This window comes from Streptomyces griseosporeus, from assembly GCF_014656055.1.
GTDB lineage: Bacteria > Actinomycetota > Actinomycetes > Streptomycetales > Streptomycetaceae > Streptomyces > Streptomyces griseosporeus.
In genome coordinates this window covers 73,595-90,088 of the sequence record NZ_BNBR01000009.1, presented here as the reverse complement: position 1 = coordinate 90,088, position 16,494 = coordinate 73,595, and the positions used below count along the sequence as shown (strand labels likewise).

Genomic DNA, 16,494 nt, shown 5'->3' with positions numbered 1-16,494 from the left:
GGGTGTCACACCTCCTCGGGCTCGGTGAGCAGCGGGTAGACGCCGTTCTCGTCGTGGTCCTCCCGTCCGGTGACGGGCGGGTTGAACACGCAGATGCAGTGGAAGTCCTCCTTGACGCGCAGCGTGTGCCGCTCGTGCCCGTCGAGGAGGTACATGGTGCCGGGGGTGATCGTGTACGTCTTCCCGGCCTCGTGGTCGGTGAGTTCGGCCTCGCCCTTCGTGCAGACGACGGCCTCGATGTGGTTGGCGTACCACATCGACGTCTCGGTCCCGGCGTAGAGGATGGTCTCGTGCAGGGAGAAGCCGACCCGCTCCTTGGCGAGGACGATCCGCTTGCTCTCCCAGGTGCCGGACGCGGCCTTCACATGCCGGTCGGTGCCTTCGATGTCCTTGAACGATCGGACGATCACGGTGGTGCCACTCCTAGTCGATCAGGCGGTCTCACGGACGGCGCGGGCGAGGATCTTCAGGCCCTCGTCCAGCTCGTCCGGGGTGATGGTCAGGGCCGGCAGCAGCTTGACGACCTCGCTCTCCGGGCCGGAGGTCTCCACGAGCAGCCCCAGCTCGAAGGCGCGCCGCGCGATGCGCCCGGCGCGGGCCTTGTCGTGGAACTCCATGCCCCACACCAGGCCGCGGCCCCGGTACTCCTTGACGTCGGGCAGGTTCTCCTCGCAGATCGCGATGAGCCCCTGCTCGACCTGCTCGCCGCGGGTCCGGGTCTGCTTCTCCATGGCGGAGCCGTCGGTCCAGTACGTCTCCAGCGCGGCCGTCGCCGTGACGAACGCCGGGTTGTTGCCGCGGAAGGTGCCGTTGTGCTCGCCCGGCTCCCACACGTCCAGCTCGGGCTTGAACAGGCACAGCGACATCGGCAGGCCGTAGCCGCTGATGGACTTGGACACAGTGACGATGTCCGGGGTGATGCCCGCCTCCTCGAAGGAGAAGAAGGCACCGGTGCGCCCGCAGCCCATCTGGATGTCGTCGACGATCAGCAGCATGTCCTGCCGCTCGCACAGCTCCTTGAGCGCGCGCAGCCACTCGGGCCGGGCCACGTTGATGCCGCCCTCGCCCTGCACGGTCTCCACGATCACCGCGGCGGGCTTGTTCAGGCCGGAGCCCTGGTCCTCCAGCAGCCGCTCGAACCACAGGAAGTCCGGGACCTTGCCGTCGAAGTAGTTGTCGAACGGCATCGGCGTGCCGTGCACCAGCGGGATACCGGCCCCGGCCCGCTTGAAGGCGTTGCCGGTGACGGCGAGGGAGCCCAGCGACATGCCGTGGAAGGCGTTGGTGAACGACACGATCGCCTCGCGTCCCTTCACCTTCCGCGCCAGCTTCAGCGCGGACTCCACGGCGTTGGTGCCGGTCGGACCCGGGAACATGACCTTGTACGGCAGGTCGCGCGGGCGCAGCACCAGGTTCTGGAAGGACTCCAGGAAGGCCCGCTTGGCCGTCGTCGACATGTCGAGCCCGTGGGTGACGCCGTCCCGCATCAGGTAGTCGATCAGCGCCCGTTTCAGGACCGGGTTGTTGTGCCCGTAGTTCAGGGAACCGGCGCCGGCGAAGAAGTCCAGGTACTCGTGCCCGTCCTCGTCGTACATCCGGCTGCCCTGCGCACGGTCGAAAACGGTGGGCCAGCCGCGGCAGTAGCTGCGCACCTCGGACTCCAGGGTCTCGAAGACGCTCAGGTCGGGCTGGGTGATGGTCACGACGAATCGCTCCTCGGTGTGGGGGTGTGGGCGGGGTGCCGGATCAGAGGGAGAGGGGCCCGATGCGGTAGAGGACCTCGGGGTCGTGCGGGCCGTCCGGGAAGAGCCCCGCGTCGAACAGGACCTCCCGCTCGACGGTGGCGCCGTGGCGTGCCGCGAAGGAGGTGAACAGCCGCTCGGAGGCGGTGTTGCCGGGGGTGATGGTGGTCTCGACCTCGGTGATCGCGCGCTCGGCGGCGAGCCGGGCGGTCAGCCCGTCGAGCAGGGCGGCGGCCAGCCCCCGCCCGCGGTACGCCGAGTCGACGGCCACCTGCCAGACGAGCAGGGTGTGCGGCCGCTCCGGCCGTACGTACCCGGTGACGAACCCGATCGGCTGCCCGTCCTCCCGGCGCGCCACGGCGGAGGTGCCGGCGAAGTCACGGCACCACAGCAGATAGCTGTAGGAGGAGTTCAGGTCGAGGGCCTCGGAGTCCCGGGCGATACGCCAGAGCGCGGATCCGTCGGCCACCGACGGACGGTCGATGAGCAGGTCTGCTGGTGCGGCAGTCATGCGGATTGAATTTACCGAGAGCAATTCAAAAATGCATAGCCGGATGGGCTTTGCTGCGGCCGACCGTTGTGTTATCGCGCGGGCGCGGACAGGTGCGCGAGCTTGGTGAACGTTGTACCGATTTGCACGGGGAAAACTTCGCAAATCGCCGCGTCATGTGGAACGTGTCACAGCCGTCCGGTCCTCACGGAATCTCCCTGAATTACCTCGCGAAGCGTTCGCGAAATCTTTGCGTTTAGGGTCGCGAGAAGCGGGCAGAAGAGGACGGGAACCTCATCGTTCGGAAATGCGCGAGGAATGCGGAATACACGGGGAATGCGGGAAAGGAATTCCGGGAGGGCGCCCTTCGAGGGCGCCCGGCAGCTGCCGCCCGGCCGCCCGCCGCTACCGCCCGGCCGCGTCCGCCGCACCGAGCGCGGCGGCCACGTCGACGCTCAGGCCCCGCTCCGCGAGCGCCTGGCCCAGCGCGACGAGGGCACCGCGGACCGTCGCCGCGGTGGCGTCGGGCCCGTAGTGGTTGACCCGGATCATCTCCTTGGCCAGCGCGCCGCCGCCCGCGCTCACCGGCAGCGCCGGGTCGCTCTCCAGCGCCCGCGCCACCAGCTCCACCGCGTCGGTCCCGGCCGGCGCCCGCAGCGTCGTGGCGACCGGCGCGGCGTCCGCCGCGTCATGGACGTACGGCTCCAGGCCGCCGCCCAGCGCGAGCGCGCCCGCCCGGGTCGCGGCCGCCGCGCGCGCGTGCCGGGCCATCACCGCGTCCAGGCCCTGCGCCTCGATCCGCTCCAGGCACGCCTCCAGCGCGAGCATCTCCAGCTGGGCCGGAGCGTGCGGCAGCGCCGTACGGCCGGCGTCGATCCAGCGCTCCTTCCAGTCCAGCAGGGACAGGTAGGAGCGGCGCGGCGCCCGCGGGTTCGCCGCCATCCGGGCCCAGGCCCGCTCGCTGACCGACACCGCCGACACACCCGCCGGTCCGCCCATCGCCTTCTGCGCGCCGATCACGCACAGGTCCACGCCCCACGCGTCCACCAGCACCGGCTCCGCGCCGACCGACGCCACCGCGTCCAGGTAGAACAGTGCACCGTGCTCGCGCACCACCGGCCCGATCTCCGCGACCGGGTTGGTGTTGCCGGTGGCCGCCTCCGCGTGCACCAGGGACACGAAGTCGATCTCCGGGCGCTCGGCGAGGGCCGCCCGGATCTGCTCCGCGGTGACCGCCGTGTGGAACGGCACCGCCAGGTCGATCACCTCGGCCCCGCAGTCGCGCAGCCAGTTCCCGAACGTCTGCCCGTACGGCCCGGTGATCACGTTCAGCGCGGTCGTGCCCGGACCGGCCGCCGCGCGGATCGCCCCCTCCAGCGGCAGCAGCGCCTCGCCCTGCATGATCAGCACGTCCTGCCCGGTGTGCAGGAGCCGCGCCACACGGTCCTCGATCGACGCGAAGCGCGCCGCGCTGAGCGGGGCCAGGTCCAGGAACGGGTGCGTCACGGCGGTGCTTCCTTCACTCAAGGGGCCGAACTCAGGGGGGCGGACCCCGCGGGGCCCGGCAAGATCGAGGGTAACCGGCACCGTCCGGCCGCCCGTTCGCCGCTCGTCCACAGGACCCTGGCCGCCGACTTCTTAGGTCGTACGGCCCGATAGCCATGGGTTTGATTTGAGGGACCCAAACTTCTCCTTATAATCGGAACTCCCTGTTCCCTTACCGAGAGGCTCCCCGTGAACACGCACCCCGGGCGCCGGACCCGCCGCCTCCTGGCCGCCGGCACCGCCGCGGCCGCGCTGGCGCTCGTGGCCGCCTGCACCTCCACCGACGACGGCGGCAGCGGCTCGAAGACCGCCGCCGGCGGTGTCGAGCTGGTCAAGGCGGGTCAGCTGACCACGTGCACCCACCTGCCGTACCCGCCGTTCCAGTCGGAGATCGACGGCAAGGTGCAGGGCTTCGACGTCGCCCTCATCGACCTCGTCGCCAAGAACCTCGGCGTGAAGCAGAAGATCGTGGACACGCCGTTCGAGAACTTCAAGACCGGCGCGTTCCTCAACTCCGGCCAGTGCGACCTCGCCGCCGCCGGCATGACGATCACCGAGGAGCGCAAGAAGAACGTCGACTTCTCCGACCCGTACTTCGACGCCACCCAGGCCGTCCTCGTCGACAAGAAGAGCGGTGTCTCCTCGCTCGCCGACGTGAAGTCCAAGGGCGTGAAGCTGGGCGCCCAGGCGCAGACCACCGGCGAGGACTACGCCAAGAAGCAGGGCTTCGACCCGGTCTCCTTCGAGTCCTCCGACGCCGTGCTCAACGGCCTGCGCACCGGCCAGGTCAAGGCCGTCATCATCGACTACCCGGTCGTCCAGGGCTGGCTGAAGGACAAGGCCAACGCCGACGCCTTCAAGGTCGTCGACAACCTCAACACCGGCGAGCAGTACGGCTTCACGGTGAAGAAGGGCAACACCAAGCTGCGCGAGGCCATCAACAAGGCGATCGCCGACGCCAAGGCCGACGGCACGTACAAGAAGCTGTACGAGAAGTGGATCGGCCCGTACGACGCGTCCGCCGCCTCGCCGTCCGCCTCCGCGTCCTGAACTCCATGACCGACACAGACACAGACCTGCGGGTGCCGCCCCGCAAGAAGGGGCTGACCCGGCGCCAGAAGCGCGGCCTGTCACGCGGTGTGCAGTACGCCGTCTTCGCCGCCGCCGTGGTCGCCCTCGCGGTCACGGCCGACTGGGACCGGCTGCAGAACCAGTTCGCGCAGAAGGACATCGCGCGGCAGATGTTCCCCGACGTCATCACCATGGCGCTGAAGAACACCGTGCTCTACACGGTGTCCGGCTTCGCCGTCGGGCTGGCGCTCGGCATGGTCATCGCGCTGATGCGGCTGTCGTCCGTCCGGCCCTACCGGTGGGTCGCCGGTCTCTACATCGAGATCTTCCGCGGCCTGCCCGCCCTGCTGATCTTCGTCTTCATCGGGGTGGCGGTGCCGCTCGCCTTCCCCGGCACGGAGATCGCCGGCGGCACCTACGGCAAGGTGGCGCTCGCGCTCGGCCTGGTGGCCGCCGCGTACATGGCGGAGACGATCCGCGCGGGCATCCAGGCCGTGCCCAAGGGGCAGATGGAGGCGGCCCGTTCGCTGGGCTTCTCCCCGGCCCGCGCGATGGTCTCCATCATCATCCCGCAGGCGTTCCGCATCATCCTGCCGCCGCTCACCAACGAACTCGTCCTGCTGTTCAAGGACTCCTCGCTGGTGCTGTTCCTCGGTGTCACCCTGGAGGAGCGGGAACTGACCAAGTTCGGCCGCGACCTGGCCAGCACGACCGCCAACTCCACGCCGATCCTCGTCGCCGGCCTGTGCTACCTGCTGATCACCGTGCCGCTCGGCTTCGTCGTCCGCCGCATGGAGGCCAAGGCCCAGGAGGCCGTCAAGTGAGCCGCACCGAGAACCGGGCCCGCACCGAGAACGGCGCCCGGCCCGAGATAGCGATCAGGGGCCTGCACAAGTCCTTCGGCGCCAACGACGTGCTGCGCGGCATCGACCTGGAGATCGGCCAGGGCGAGGTCGTCTGCGTCATCGGCCCGTCCGGCTCCGGCAAGTCCACGCTGCTGCGCTGCGTCAACCTGCTGGAGGAGCCGACCAAGGGGCAGGTCTTCGTCGGCGGCATCGAGGTCACCGACCCGGACGTCGACATCGACGCCGTGCGCCGCCGGATCGGCATGGTCTTCCAGCAGTTCAACCTGTTCCCGCATCTGACGGTGACCGAGAACCTCACCCTGCCGCAGCGCCGGGTGCTGAGGCGGGGCAAGGCGGAGGCGGCGCGGGTGGCCGCCGAGAACCTGGAGCGGGTCGGACTCGCCGAGAAGGCGGACGCCTACCCGTCCTCCCTCTCCGGCGGCCAGCAGCAGCGGGTGGCCATCGCCCGCGCCCTGGCGATGGGCCCCGAGGTGATGCTGTTCGACGAGCCGACCTCGGCGCTCGACCCGGAGCTGGTGGGCGACGTCCTCGCCGTCATGCGGATGCTGGCGCGGGAGGGCATGACGATGATGGTCGTCACCCACGAGATGACGTTCGCCCGCGAGGTCGCCGACCGGGTCGTCTTCATGGACGGCGGGGTCGTCGTCGAGGACGGCACGCCCGCCCAGGTCATCGGCGACCCGCAGCACGAGCGCACCCGGCACTTCCTGTCCCGCCTCCTCGACCCGGCGATGGCCGAGGTCGAGGAGGAGACGTCCGACCAGGTGGGCAAGGACCGGGAGTAGCCCGGGTCAGCCGCGGCGGCGGGCCACGACGACCGCGCCGCCGCCGGCCACCAGCAGGGCCACGGCACCGCCCGCGACATACGGCGTCACGGACCCGCCACCGGTCTCGGCGAGCCCCGCCTCCGCCACCTCGGCCGGGGCGGCGGCCTGCTGCGGCTCCACCTCCGCGGCCGGCTTCTCGGGAGCCGCGGCCGCCGGTGCGGCGGGGCTCTCGCAGGTGGCCTCCGCCAGCGTCAGCGTGCCCTCCACCTCGGCCACGTTGAGCTTCAGCGGGTTGACGGAGACCCGCAGCCGAAGCGCGGTGGCCGCGGCCGTACGGGAGGTGGTCTGCCGCTGCGACAGCTCCAGCCGCACCTCGCCGACGCCGGGCACCTTCACCTCGGTCGGGCCGCCGGCGCTCAGCGTCACCCGCTTGCCCAGGACGGTCACCGCGCCCACCACGTTCGCCGTGGCGACCGGCGCGCTGCCCGCCTCGCAGACCGCACTGGAGGTGACCGAGTCGACCTCGACGAGCGACAGCAGCGGCAGCCCGGGGACGTGCAGCCGCGCGTGGGCCAGCTCGGTACGCGCCTCGGCCCTGTGCGCGCTCACCGTGGCCCGCGCAGACGCCACGTCCGCCCGCAGCACGCTGAACGGCTGCCCGCCGTCGACGCCGTCCAGCCGTGCGGTCAGCGTGGTCTTCCCGGCGCTCTGCGGCGCGTGCACCTCGTTGAGGGAGACCGCGAGCGGGACGTCCACGGTCTTGTCGAGCAGGGACACGTCGAGCCCGGTGCGCAGGACGGTGGCGCTCGCGCGGCCCTGGTCGCCGGTGGCGTGCGCGGAGCCCGCGCCGGCCACGGCCAGGGGACCGGCGGTCAGGGCCGTGGCCGCGGCGACGGCGGCGAGACGGCGGCGTGCGGGCATACGGATGGTCGTGCCGTTCACGGTGGGACCCCCAGAGGAGTGGTGCTCCGGACCAGAGTTGTGGTGCTCGGGACCAGAGTGGTGATGCTTGGGACCCCGTAAGAATTACGTACGAAGAGTGAACGGGCGCGTATGCTCCGTGACTTCACCCCAAAGAGGGGTTTCCGGCCGGGTTTTCGATTAGCTCACGACCCGTCCGTTGAGGACCACCCGGCGCGGCGCCGCCAGCACCCGCACATCCGCCCGCGGATCCGCCTCGTACACCACCAGGTCCGCCGGAGCCCCCTCCTCCAGGCCCGGCCGCCCCAGCCAGGCACGCGCCCCCCATGTCGTCGCCGACAGCGCGGCCACCGGCGGGATGCCGGCGGTGACCAGCTCCGCGACCTCCCCGGCGACCAGGCCGTGCGCCAGCGAGCCGCCCGCGTCCGTCCCGACGAACACCGGCACACCGGCGTCCCAGGCGGCGCGCACGGTGTCGTAGCGGCGGGCGTGCAGACGCCGCATGTGGTCCGCCCACACCGGGTAGCGCCGCTCGCCGCCGGCCGCGAGGTGCGGGAAGGTGGCGATGTTCACGAGCGTCGGCACGATGGCGACCCCGCGCTCCGCGAACAGCGGGATGGTGTCCTCGGTCAGTCCGGTCGCGTGCTCGACGCAGTCGATGCCGGCCTCGACCAGGTCGCGCAGGGAGTCCTCGGCGAAGCAGTGCGCGGTGACACGGGCGCCCAGCCGGTGCGCCTCGGCGATCGCCGCCTCGACGGCCTCCCGGGGCCAGCACGCGGCGAGGTCCCCGAGGTCGCGGTCGATCCAGTCGCCGACGAGCTTGACCCACCCGTCACCGCGCCGCGCCTCCTGGGCGACGTAGGCGACGAGCTGGTTGGGTTCGACCTCGTGGGCGTAGTTGCGGATGTAGCGCCGGGTGCGGGCGATGTGCCGCCCCGCCCGGATGATCTTCGGCAGGTCGTCGCGCGCGTCGATCCAGCGGGTGTCCGACGGCGAGCCCGCGTCCCGGATCAGCAGCGTCCCGGCCTCCCGGTCGGTCAGCGCCTGCTTCTCGGCCCTGTCCTCGGGCACCGGCCCGTCCGGGCCGAGCCCCACATGGCAGTGGGCGTCGACGAGCCCGGGCAGCGCCCACCCCTCCACGGTCCGCACGTCACGGGCGCCGGCGGGACGGTCGTACGACACCCGCCCCCCGACCACCCACAGCTCGTCCCGCACGTCCTCGGGCCCGGCCAGCACCCGCCCCTTCACATGCAGCACCACGTGATCGTCGCTCATGTACCGCACCCTAGTGCGGTGTCCGCGGGGAGCGGCAGGGGGTGCCCGGACGCGGTGGTCAGCGCGGCGTGACCGAGCCGTCGTACACGTTCCCCGGCGTCGCGACCTGCGTGATCGCCCGCGCCAGCAGCGTGGACGGCTCCTGCCCGCCGACCGTGATGTCCGTGTTGATCATGACGACGAGGGTGGCCTGCCGCGGGGGCAGGTACACGGTCACCGTCTCGTAGCCCGGGATGGAGCCGTTGTGGCCGATCCAGCCGCCGGTCTCGAAGATCCCGAGGCCGTAGCGGAGTCCGGGGACGCCCGTCGGCAGCAGCCGCAGCCGCTGCGCCTGCGTCTGCGGGCTCAGCAGGGTGCCCGTGGCGACGGTCCTGGCCCAGCTGTGCAGATCGTGCAGGTCGGAGATCATCGCCCCGGCCGCCCACGCCCAGCTGGGGTCCCAGTCCGTGGCGTCGGCGACCGCGCCGCTCAGGGTCTGGTCGGTGTAGCCGTGCGGGTGTGGCTGGGGGAACTCGGCGCCCTCGGGGAAGAGCGTGTGGTGCAGCCGGGCCGGGCGCAGCACCCGCCGGTGGATGACGTCGGCGAGGCGCTGCCCGGTGACCTTCTCGATGACCAGGCCGAGCACGATGAGGTTGCTGTTGGAGTACTGCCACTGCTGCCCCGGCGGGAAGGTGTTCGGGTGCCGGAAGCCGTACGCCAGCAGCTCCCACGGCGTGAACTTGCGCTGCGGGTCGCTCAGCACATCGCGCACGAAGTCGGGGTCGGAGGTGTACGGGAACAGCCCGCTGCGCATCCCGGCGAGCTGCCGCAGCGTGATGCGGTCCCCGTCGGGCACGCCGCGGAGGTAGCGGGAGACCGGATCGTCCAGCCCGACGCGGCCCTGGTCGACGAGCTGGAGCAGGGCGGTGACCGTGAAGGTCTTGGTCTCGCTGCCGATCCGGACGTAGGAGTCGGCACGCATGGGCGCGCCGGTGGCGGTGTCGGCCACCCCGGAGGCGCGGACGTAGCGGCCCTGTCCGGGCAGCCACAGCCCGACGACGGCACCGGGGATGCCGGCCTGCCGGCGTACGTCCGAGATGGTCCTGTCCAGCCGGGCGGTCAGCTCGGGGTCGAGCCCGTCCCTCGGGCAGCCTTCCCGGTCCGGGTCCCAGGCCCAGTCGCCCTTCCGCTCCTGGTCGCAGCGGGGGTGTCCGGTGGTGGGAACGGCCGCGGCGGGGCTCGCGGCCAGGGACGCCGGCGCGGCCGCGGCGAGCAGCGCCGCGGTGAACACACGGCGGGAGGGGACGGATCGCATGCGGGGCCTCTTCCGGGAGGGGACGGGAGGGGGACGGACGGCAGAACCTCACCACCCGGCCCCCGGCCCGCGGCCGCCTTGCGCCGGGGGACCCGGCCGAGTCCACTCGTTCGGAGCCGCCCGGTCCCCAGAGGGTGTCTCGTCCCCTAGCCCAGCACCGCCCCCAGCGCCGCGAGGAACCCGTCCGCCGTCGCCCGGTCCCGCACCGCGAGCCGCAGCCAGTCCTCGCCCAGCCCCGGGAAGGTGTCCCCGCGCCGCACCGCCCAGCCGCGCTCCCGCAGCCGCCGCCGTACCTCCGCCGCGCCCGGCACGCGCACCAGCACGAAGGGTCCCTCGGCCGGTGTCACCACCCGCAGCCCGGCCCCTTCGAACGACGACAGCCCCGCCACCAGGTACGCCCGGTCCGCGGCGATGCGGTGCGCGGCGTGCCCCGCCTCCCCCAGCGCGGCCGGCTCCACGCAGGCCTGCGCGGCGGCCAGCGCCGGCGTGGACACCGGCCACAGCGGCTGGGCGCGCTCCAGCTCGGCGATCAGCTCGGGGGCGGCGAGGACGTACCCGATGCGCAGCCCGGCCAGTCCCCACGTCTTGGTCAGGCTGCGCAGCACGACCAGGCCCGGTACGTCGGTCCGCCCGGCCAGCGCCTCCCGCTCCCCGGGGACCGCGTCCATGAACGCCTCGTCGACGACGAGCGTCCGCCCCGGCCGGGCCAGCGCGGCGATCGCCTCGGCGGGGTGCAGCACCGACGTCGGGTTGGTCGGGTTGCCGATCACCACCAGGTCCGCGTCCTCGGGCACCGCGGCCGCGTCCAGCCGGAAGCCGTCCGCCTCCCGCAGCAGCACCCGCCCGACGGAGTGGCCGGCGTCCCGCAGTGCCGCCTCCGGCTCGGTGAACTGCGGGTGCACCACCACCGGCCGCCGCACCTTCAGCGCCCGCGCCAGCAGGACGAACGCCTCCGCCGCGCCCGCCGTCAGCAGTACCCGCCCGGGCTCCAGCCCGTGCCGGGCGGCGACGGCGGCGCGGGCCGCCCGCCCGTCGGGGTAGGCGGCCAGCCCCCCCAGCGAGCCGGCGATCCGCTCCCGCAGCCACGCGGGCGGGGTGTCGGCCCGCACGTTCACGGCGAGGTCGACCAGCTTCGCCCCGTCGTCGCGGACCTCCGCGTCCCCGTGGTGCCGCAGATCGTGCTCAGTGCGCATGGGCGTGACCGTGCCCGTGGTGGTGATGCCCGTGGTGGTGGTCGCCGTCGTCGTCCGGGTGGAAGTGCGGCTGCTGCGGCAGGCCCACCTTGTCCTCGAACCCGGGGAGCGCGATGCGGTACACGCACGAGTCGCAGTTCATCCGCAGGTCGCCCTTGACCGCCTCCTCGTACCGCTCCATCACCAGGTCCAGCAGCTCCGGCTCCGGCCCGATGACGTCCGCCGACCGCACGTCCAGCTCCGGGTGCGCGGCGGCCCACTCCTCGGTCTGCTTCCGCACCCGGTCCGGGAGGATGCCGGTGAACAGGAAGTACGGCAGCACGACGATCCGCCGCGCGCCCAGCCGCGCGCACCGCTCCAGACCGCTCGGCACGTCCGGCGCCGCCAGCGACACGAACGCCGTCTCCACGGCGGCGTACCCGCGGCCCTCCCACAGCAGCCGCGCCGCCTTGAACACCTCGGCGTTGGCGTCCGGGTCGGTCGAACCGCGCCCCACCAGCAGGACGGTGACCTCCGAGCGGTCCACGCCGTCCAGCACCTCCTCAAGGCGCCGCTCCAGCACACCGAGCAGCGACGGGTGCGGGCCCAGCGGGCGGCCGTAGGTGTACGAGATGCCCGGGTGCCGCTCCTTCTCGCGGGCCAGCGCCGCCGGGATGTCGCCCTTGGCGTGCCCGGCGGACACCAGCATCAGCGGCACGGCCGCGAACCGCCGCACGCCCCGTTCGACCAGCTCGGCGACGGCCTCGCCCAGCGGCGGCGGGGACAGCTCGATGAAGCCGCCCGCGACGGGCAGTTCGGGGTGGCGGCGGCCCAGCTCCCGTACGAAGTCGCGGAACGCCTCCGCTCCGGCGTCGTCCCGGGTGCCGTGGCCGGCGATCAGCAGGGCGGGCGGCGGGGTGGTCACAGGGTCTCCTTCGACTGCGGAACGGGGTGGTACAGCAGGGCGTTCAGCGCGGCGGACGCGACCGCCGAGCCGCCCTTCTCGGACACGTTGCTCACGGCGGGCAGCCCGCTCTCGCGCAACGCGGCCTTGGACTCGACCGCGCCGACGAACCCGACGGGCAGGCCGATGACGAGCGCCGGGTCGGCGTCCAGGGTGAGCAGCTCCTCCAGCGCGGTCGGCGCGTTGCCGATCACCCAGAGGGCGCCGGGGCCGACCTGCTCGTAGGCGAGCCGGATGCCGTGCGCGGAGCGGGTCAGCCCCGGACCGGCCACGGCGTCCTTCAGCCGGCAGACGGTCTCCCGGCGGGTGATGCCCGCGCCGACCATCTCGACGTCGACGACGACGGGCGCCCCGGCGTGCAGCGCGGCGTGCGCCCGCTCCAGGTCGCCCTCGTCCATGACGAGGTCGTCCGCGTACTCCAGGTCGGCGGCGGAGTGGATGACCCGCTCCACCACCGCCCGGGTCAGCGGCGGGAAGTGCGAGGTGTCCAGGCGGGCGCGCAGCCGCCGGTAGGACTCCTCCTCGATCGGGTGCACGACGCGGTTCACCGGGCCTCCTCCGCGGTGGTCTGCCAGCGGTAGCCGCGCGGGGTCACCATGCGCCCGGCGATGGTCCGGGTCGCGGTGTTGCCCACCGTCACGACCGTCATCATGTCGACCCACGCCGGGTCGAGTTCGCCGAGCGTGGTCACCCGGCTGGACTCGTCCGGCCGTGAGGCCTGGCGGACGACACCGACCGGCGTGGTGGGCGCGCGGTGCTCGGCGAGGATGCCCAGGGCCTTCGGCAGCTGCCAGTCCCGGCCGCGGGAGCGGGGGTTGTAGAAGGTCACGACGATGTCCGCCTCGGCCGCCGCGCGCACCCGCCGCTCGATGACCTCCCACGGCGTGTGCAGGTCGGACAGGCTGATCGAGACGTGGTCGTGGCCGAGCGGCGCCCCGAGGACCGCCGCCGCGGCGAGCGCCGCGGTGACCCCGGGCACGCCGATCACGTCGATGTCGTCGGAGGCCTCCGCGAGCGCCGGGGACGCCATGGCGTACACGCCCGCGTCACCGCTGCCGATCAGCGCGACCGCCTGCCCCTTGCGGGCCTCGGCGACCGCGGTGCGCGCCCGCTCCTCCTCCGCGCCGAGCCCGGACTCCAGGATCCGGGTGCCGGGCCGCAGCAGGTCGCGGATCTGGTCGACGTACTGGTCGAGACCCACCAGCACCGAGGCGCGCCGCAGTTCGGCCCTGGCCCGCGGAGTGAGCAGGTCGCGGGCGCCCGGCCCGAGCCCGACCACCGCCAGCCGGCCGCGCGCGGGACGCCGTACGACGGCACACGTGGCCATCGCGGGCTGCCCGTCGGCGCGCTCCGACTTCCGCTTCGGCACGACGAGTTCACCGCCGCGGGCCAGCGCGGCGGCCTCCGCGACGGACGGTGTGCCGACCGCGGCGAGCGGCGCGTCGGACGGGTTCGGCACCTCGATGGCCGCCAGCTCCTCGGCGGTGTACGTCACCAGGGGCACCCCCAGCCGCTCGGCGGCGCCCACCAGGCCCGGCTCGCCGACCTTGGCGTCCACCGTGGCCAGCTCCGCCACCGACCGCACCGACAGCCCCGCGTCCCGCAGCGCGTCCTCGACCAGGCCCAGCACCTCCTCGACCGGGGCGCCGCGCGAGGCGCCCACGCCCACCACGAGGGACGGCGGGCGCAGCAGCACCTCCCGCTCACCGGCCGCCACGGCCCGGTCCGTCAGCCGCACCGTGTGCGCGCCCTCCGCCGCGAACGGCACCGGCGGCAGCGGCCAGGGCACCTCGGCGGCCAGCGCCACCGGCTCCCCGTCCAGCAGGGCGCGGGTGACGCCCGCGACATCGCCCTCGACCGGCAGGCCGAGCGTGTCCAGGCCCGGGATGCCCACCGCGTCGGTCGCCGTCGTCACCACGGGCTCCGCGCCCAGCACCTCGCCGGCCGCGCGGGCCAGGTCGTTGGCGCCGCCGCCGTGGCCGCCGAGCAGCGCCACCGCGTACCGCCCGGCCTCGTCGACGCACACCACACCCGGGTCGGTCGTCTTGCCGGCGAGCAGCGGGGCCACGAGCCGGACGACCGCGCCGGTCGCCAGGAAGCAGACGAGCTGCTCGCACTCGGCGAACGCCCGCCGTACGGCGTCGGCGACGGGACCGTCGTACACGCGCGTGCGGTCCGGCCACGCCGCGGCCAGCCGGTCCCGCGCCGCCGCCCCCGCCGCGGTGGCGGAAATGAGGCCGATCACTGGGGAACTCCTTCTTCAGCAGAGGCTTCTTCGACAGAGGCTTCTTCGACAGAGGCTTCTTCGGCGGAGGCTTCGTCAGCGGAAGCCCGGTCCGCGCAGGCCGGGGGCCGTACGCCCCACAGCAGGAAAACGGGATTGGCGGCCGCGAGCCGGGTCACGTCCCCCGGCAGCGGCGCCAGCCGTGACGACTGCAGCAGTACGCCGTCCACGGCGAACCCGGCGTCCGCGAGGGCGGCCCGCGCCGCCGGCACCCGGTCCAGCGCGGCCATGGCGACGACCACGGTCCGCCGGGCCCGCCGCGCGCACGCCGTCACCACGGCGGGCAGCTCCCGGCCGCCGCCGCCGACGAACACCGCGTCGGGATCGTCGAGGTCGGACAGCACCATCGGCGCCGCCCCGTGCACCACGTGCACGTCGACCCCGTGCGCGGCGGCGTTGGCCCGCACCCGCGCCACCCCGTCCGCGGTCTTCTCCACCGCGGTCACGGCGGCGCCGAGCCGCGCGCACTCCACGGCCACCGAGCCGGACCCCGCGCCGACGTCCCACACCAGGTCCCCCGGGCGCGGCCCGAGCCGGGCCAGGGCCAGCGCCCGCACCTCGAACTTGGTGATCATCGAGTCGCGGTGCGCGAAGTCGTCCTCGGGCAGCGCCCAGCCGGCCGGCCGCACGGGCCCGCCCGCGACCGTGCGCACCCCGCCCACGGTCCGCTCCGGGTCCAGGCACAGCACCACGTTCACCGCAGGGCCCCAGTCGCGGGCGGCGGCCTCGGCCGGCGTCACCCGCTCCACGCGCTCCTGGTCCGAGCCGAGCGCCGAGGCGACCACCAGCGTCCGGTCGTACGCCCGCAGCGCCGCGCCCAGTTCGGCCGGCCCCGCGCCCGGACCGGTCAGCACCGCCACCTTCGGATACGCCCGGCACAGGTTCACCGCGGTGCGCGGCTCCCGCCCGTGCGCGCTCACCACCACCGCGTCGTCCCACGTCAGCCCGAGCCGCGCGAACGCCGTGGCGACCGACGACACACCCGGCCGCACGTCCAGCCGCCCGGGCCCGAACCGCTCGGCCAGCGCCCGCACGATCCCGAAGAACCCGGGGTCCCCGGACGCCAGCACGACCACCCGCTCGCCCTTGTCCAGCCGCCGCTCCACGGCGTCCAGCGCGGGCGCCAGCGGCCCGAGCACGATCCGCTCGGCCCCGTCCGGCAGCCGTACGGCGTCCAGATGCCGCCGCCCGCCCACGACCAGCGCGGTGCCGGGCGGCAGCTCGGCGGGAACCGGCGCCCCGGTCCCCGTACCGACGACCGTGATCACGTGCTCGCACCCCGTTCGCGCAGCGCCCGGCGCGCCTCGGGGTCGGCCTTGCGGTAGCCGTGGAAGTGACCCGGGTGGTACAGGTGCGAGCGCGTGCCCTGCGCGTCCAGCGCCGGACCGACCAGGAAGAGGGTGTGCTTCCAGAGCTTGTGCTCCTTCACCGTCTCCTCCAGCGTGCCGATCGTGCACCGCACGATCAGCTCCTCCGGCCAGGTCGCCTGGTAGGCGACGACGACCGGGGTGCTCGTCGGGTAGCCGCCCTCCAGCAGCTCCCGCACCAGCTGCCCGCTGCGCGCCGCCGACAGGAACACCGCCATGGTGGTGCCGTGCTTGGCGAACTCCCGCACCTCCTCCCCGGGCGGCATCGGCGTCTTGCCGCCGCCCAGCCGGGTGAGGACCACGGACTGCGCCACCTCGGGGATGGTCAGCTCGCGCTGCGCCAGCGCCGCGACGGCGGAGAACGACGACACGCCCGGCACGATCTCGGTCGCGATGCCGATCTCGTGGCACCGGTCGAGCTGCTCCTGGGTGCCGCCCCACAGGGCGGGGTCGCCGGAGTGGATGCGCGCCACCTTCAGGCCCTCGGCGTGCGCCTTCTCGTACACGGCGACCACGTCCTCCAGCGACATGGTCGCCGAGTCCAGGATCGTGGCGCCCTCACGCGCGTGCTCCAGGACTTCCGCCTGCACCAGGCTGGCGGCCCAGATCACCACGTCGGCCTCGGCGATGGCGCGGGCGGCGCGGAAGGTCAGCAGATCGGCGGCGCCGGGGCCGGCACCGACGAAGGTCACCTTGCCGGTGGGGGTGTCGGCCATGGGTCGGTTCCTCTCGTACG

General features: G+C 73.5%; 16 protein-coding genes. 3 read left to right on the top strand and 13 right to left on the bottom strand.

Translation table 11 applies throughout. The features are described from left to right. Nucleotides 1–5 precede the first annotated feature (5 nt). The 4 genes from IE308_RS33800 to IE308_RS33785 form a co-directional block, all read right to left on the bottom strand. Entirely contained in the window at nucleotides 6–410 is a 405-nt protein-coding gene (locus IE308_RS33800; RefSeq protein WP_110627285.1) for an ectoine synthase, read from the bottom strand. Between the two features lie 21 nt (nucleotides 411–431). Next, nucleotides 432–1,703 carry a diaminobutyrate--2-oxoglutarate transaminase gene (gene ectB, locus IE308_RS33795; RefSeq protein ID WP_110627284.1) on the bottom strand — a complete coding sequence of 424 codons (1,272 nt, stop codon included), beginning with the start codon at nucleotides 1,701–1,703 and terminating at the stop codon, nucleotides 432–434. A gap of 43 nt (nucleotides 1,704–1,746) precedes the next feature. After that, complete coding sequence (ectA, locus tag IE308_RS33790) at nucleotides 1,747–2,253, bottom strand: diaminobutyrate acetyltransferase (protein WP_110627283.1); 507 nt, start codon at nucleotides 2,251–2,253, stop codon at nucleotides 1,747–1,749. 384 nt (nucleotides 2,254–2,637) lie between these two features. Continuing rightward, a complete protein-coding gene (locus tag IE308_RS33785) occupies nucleotides 2,638–3,738 on the bottom strand; it encodes a pyridoxal-phosphate-dependent aminotransferase family protein (RefSeq protein ID WP_190220809.1) in 1,101 nt (366 codons plus the stop codon). Nucleotides 3,739–3,966: 228 nt separating this feature from the next. On the opposite strand from IE308_RS33785, the gene IE308_RS33780 reads away from it, so the two are divergent. From IE308_RS33780 to IE308_RS33770, 3 genes are read left to right on the top strand one after another with little or no spacing between them, the layout of a single operon-like run. After that, nucleotides 3,967–4,827: a transporter substrate-binding domain-containing protein gene (locus IE308_RS33780; protein ID WP_110627281.1), complete on the top strand. Its 861-nt coding sequence runs from the start codon at nucleotides 3,967–3,969 to the stop codon at nucleotides 4,825–4,827. A gap of 5 nt (nucleotides 4,828–4,832) precedes the next feature. Next, a complete protein-coding gene (locus IE308_RS33775) occupies nucleotides 4,833–5,672 on the top strand; it encodes an amino acid ABC transporter permease (protein ID WP_190220808.1) in 840 nt (279 codons plus the stop codon). Further along, nucleotides 5,669–6,499 carry an amino acid ABC transporter ATP-binding protein gene (locus IE308_RS33770; RefSeq protein ID WP_110627280.1) on the top strand — a complete coding sequence of 277 codons (831 nt, stop codon included), beginning with the start codon at nucleotides 5,669–5,671 and terminating at the stop codon, nucleotides 6,497–6,499. The genes IE308_RS33775 and IE308_RS33770 overlap by 4 nt, the downstream gene beginning before the upstream one ends. A 6-nt stretch (nucleotides 6,500–6,505) precedes the next feature. Here the strand turns inward: IE308_RS33770 and IE308_RS33765 are convergent, their stop codons facing one another. The 9 genes from IE308_RS33765 to cobM all read right to left on the bottom strand — a co-directional run bounded on the left by IE308_RS33765 (nucleotide 6,506) and on the right by cobM (nucleotide 16,474). Further along, nucleotides 6,506–7,423, bottom strand: a complete 918-nt coding sequence (locus IE308_RS33765) for an SCO1860 family LAETG-anchored protein (protein WP_190220807.1) — start codon at nucleotides 7,421–7,423, stop codon at nucleotides 6,506–6,508. A gap of 159 nt (nucleotides 7,424–7,582) precedes the next feature. Beyond that, the gene (locus IE308_RS33760; RefSeq protein ID WP_190220806.1) at nucleotides 7,583–8,677 is read right to left on the bottom strand and encodes an amidohydrolase family protein; all 1,095 of its coding nucleotides are present in this window, start codon (nucleotides 8,675–8,677) and stop codon (nucleotides 7,583–7,585) included. A gap of 58 nt (nucleotides 8,678–8,735) precedes the next feature. Continuing rightward, the gene (locus IE308_RS33755; RefSeq protein WP_190220805.1) at nucleotides 8,736–9,971 is read right to left on the bottom strand and encodes a serine hydrolase domain-containing protein; all 1,236 of its coding nucleotides are present in this window, start codon (nucleotides 9,969–9,971) and stop codon (nucleotides 8,736–8,738) included. A gap of 146 nt (nucleotides 9,972–10,117) precedes the next feature. Further along, the gene (gene cobC, locus IE308_RS33750) at nucleotides 10,118–11,164 is read right to left on the bottom strand and encodes an Rv2231c family histidinol phosphate aminotransferase CobC (protein ID WP_190220804.1); all 1,047 of its coding nucleotides are present in this window, start codon (nucleotides 11,162–11,164) and stop codon (nucleotides 10,118–10,120) included. Then, nucleotides 11,154–12,068: a sirohydrochlorin chelatase gene (locus IE308_RS33745; protein WP_110627275.1), complete on the bottom strand. Its 915-nt coding sequence runs from the start codon at nucleotides 12,066–12,068 to the stop codon at nucleotides 11,154–11,156. Before IE308_RS33745 ends, cobC begins: the two co-directional genes overlap by 11 nt. Then, nucleotides 12,065–12,655: a precorrin-8X methylmutase gene (locus IE308_RS33740; RefSeq protein ID WP_110627274.1), complete on the bottom strand. Its 591-nt coding sequence runs from the start codon at nucleotides 12,653–12,655 to the stop codon at nucleotides 12,065–12,067. The genes IE308_RS33745 and IE308_RS33740 overlap by 4 nt, the downstream gene beginning before the upstream one ends. Then, complete coding sequence (gene cobJ, locus IE308_RS33735) at nucleotides 12,652–14,352, bottom strand: precorrin-3B C(17)-methyltransferase (protein ID WP_190220803.1); 1,701 nt, start codon at nucleotides 14,350–14,352, stop codon at nucleotides 12,652–12,654. Before cobJ ends, IE308_RS33740 begins: the two co-directional genes overlap by 4 nt. Next, the gene (cbiE, locus tag IE308_RS33730; RefSeq protein ID WP_190220802.1) at nucleotides 14,349–15,659 is read right to left on the bottom strand and encodes a precorrin-6y C5,15-methyltransferase (decarboxylating) subunit CbiE; all 1,311 of its coding nucleotides are present in this window, start codon (nucleotides 15,657–15,659) and stop codon (nucleotides 14,349–14,351) included. Before cbiE ends, cobJ begins: the two co-directional genes overlap by 4 nt. Further along, nucleotides 15,656–16,474 (bottom strand): precorrin-4 C(11)-methyltransferase, encoded by an 819-nt coding sequence (cobM, locus tag IE308_RS33725; protein ID WP_110627271.1) that lies wholly within the window; start codon nucleotides 16,472–16,474, stop codon nucleotides 15,656–15,658. Before cobM ends, cbiE begins: the two co-directional genes overlap by 4 nt. Nucleotides 16,475–16,494 lie beyond the last annotated feature (20 nt).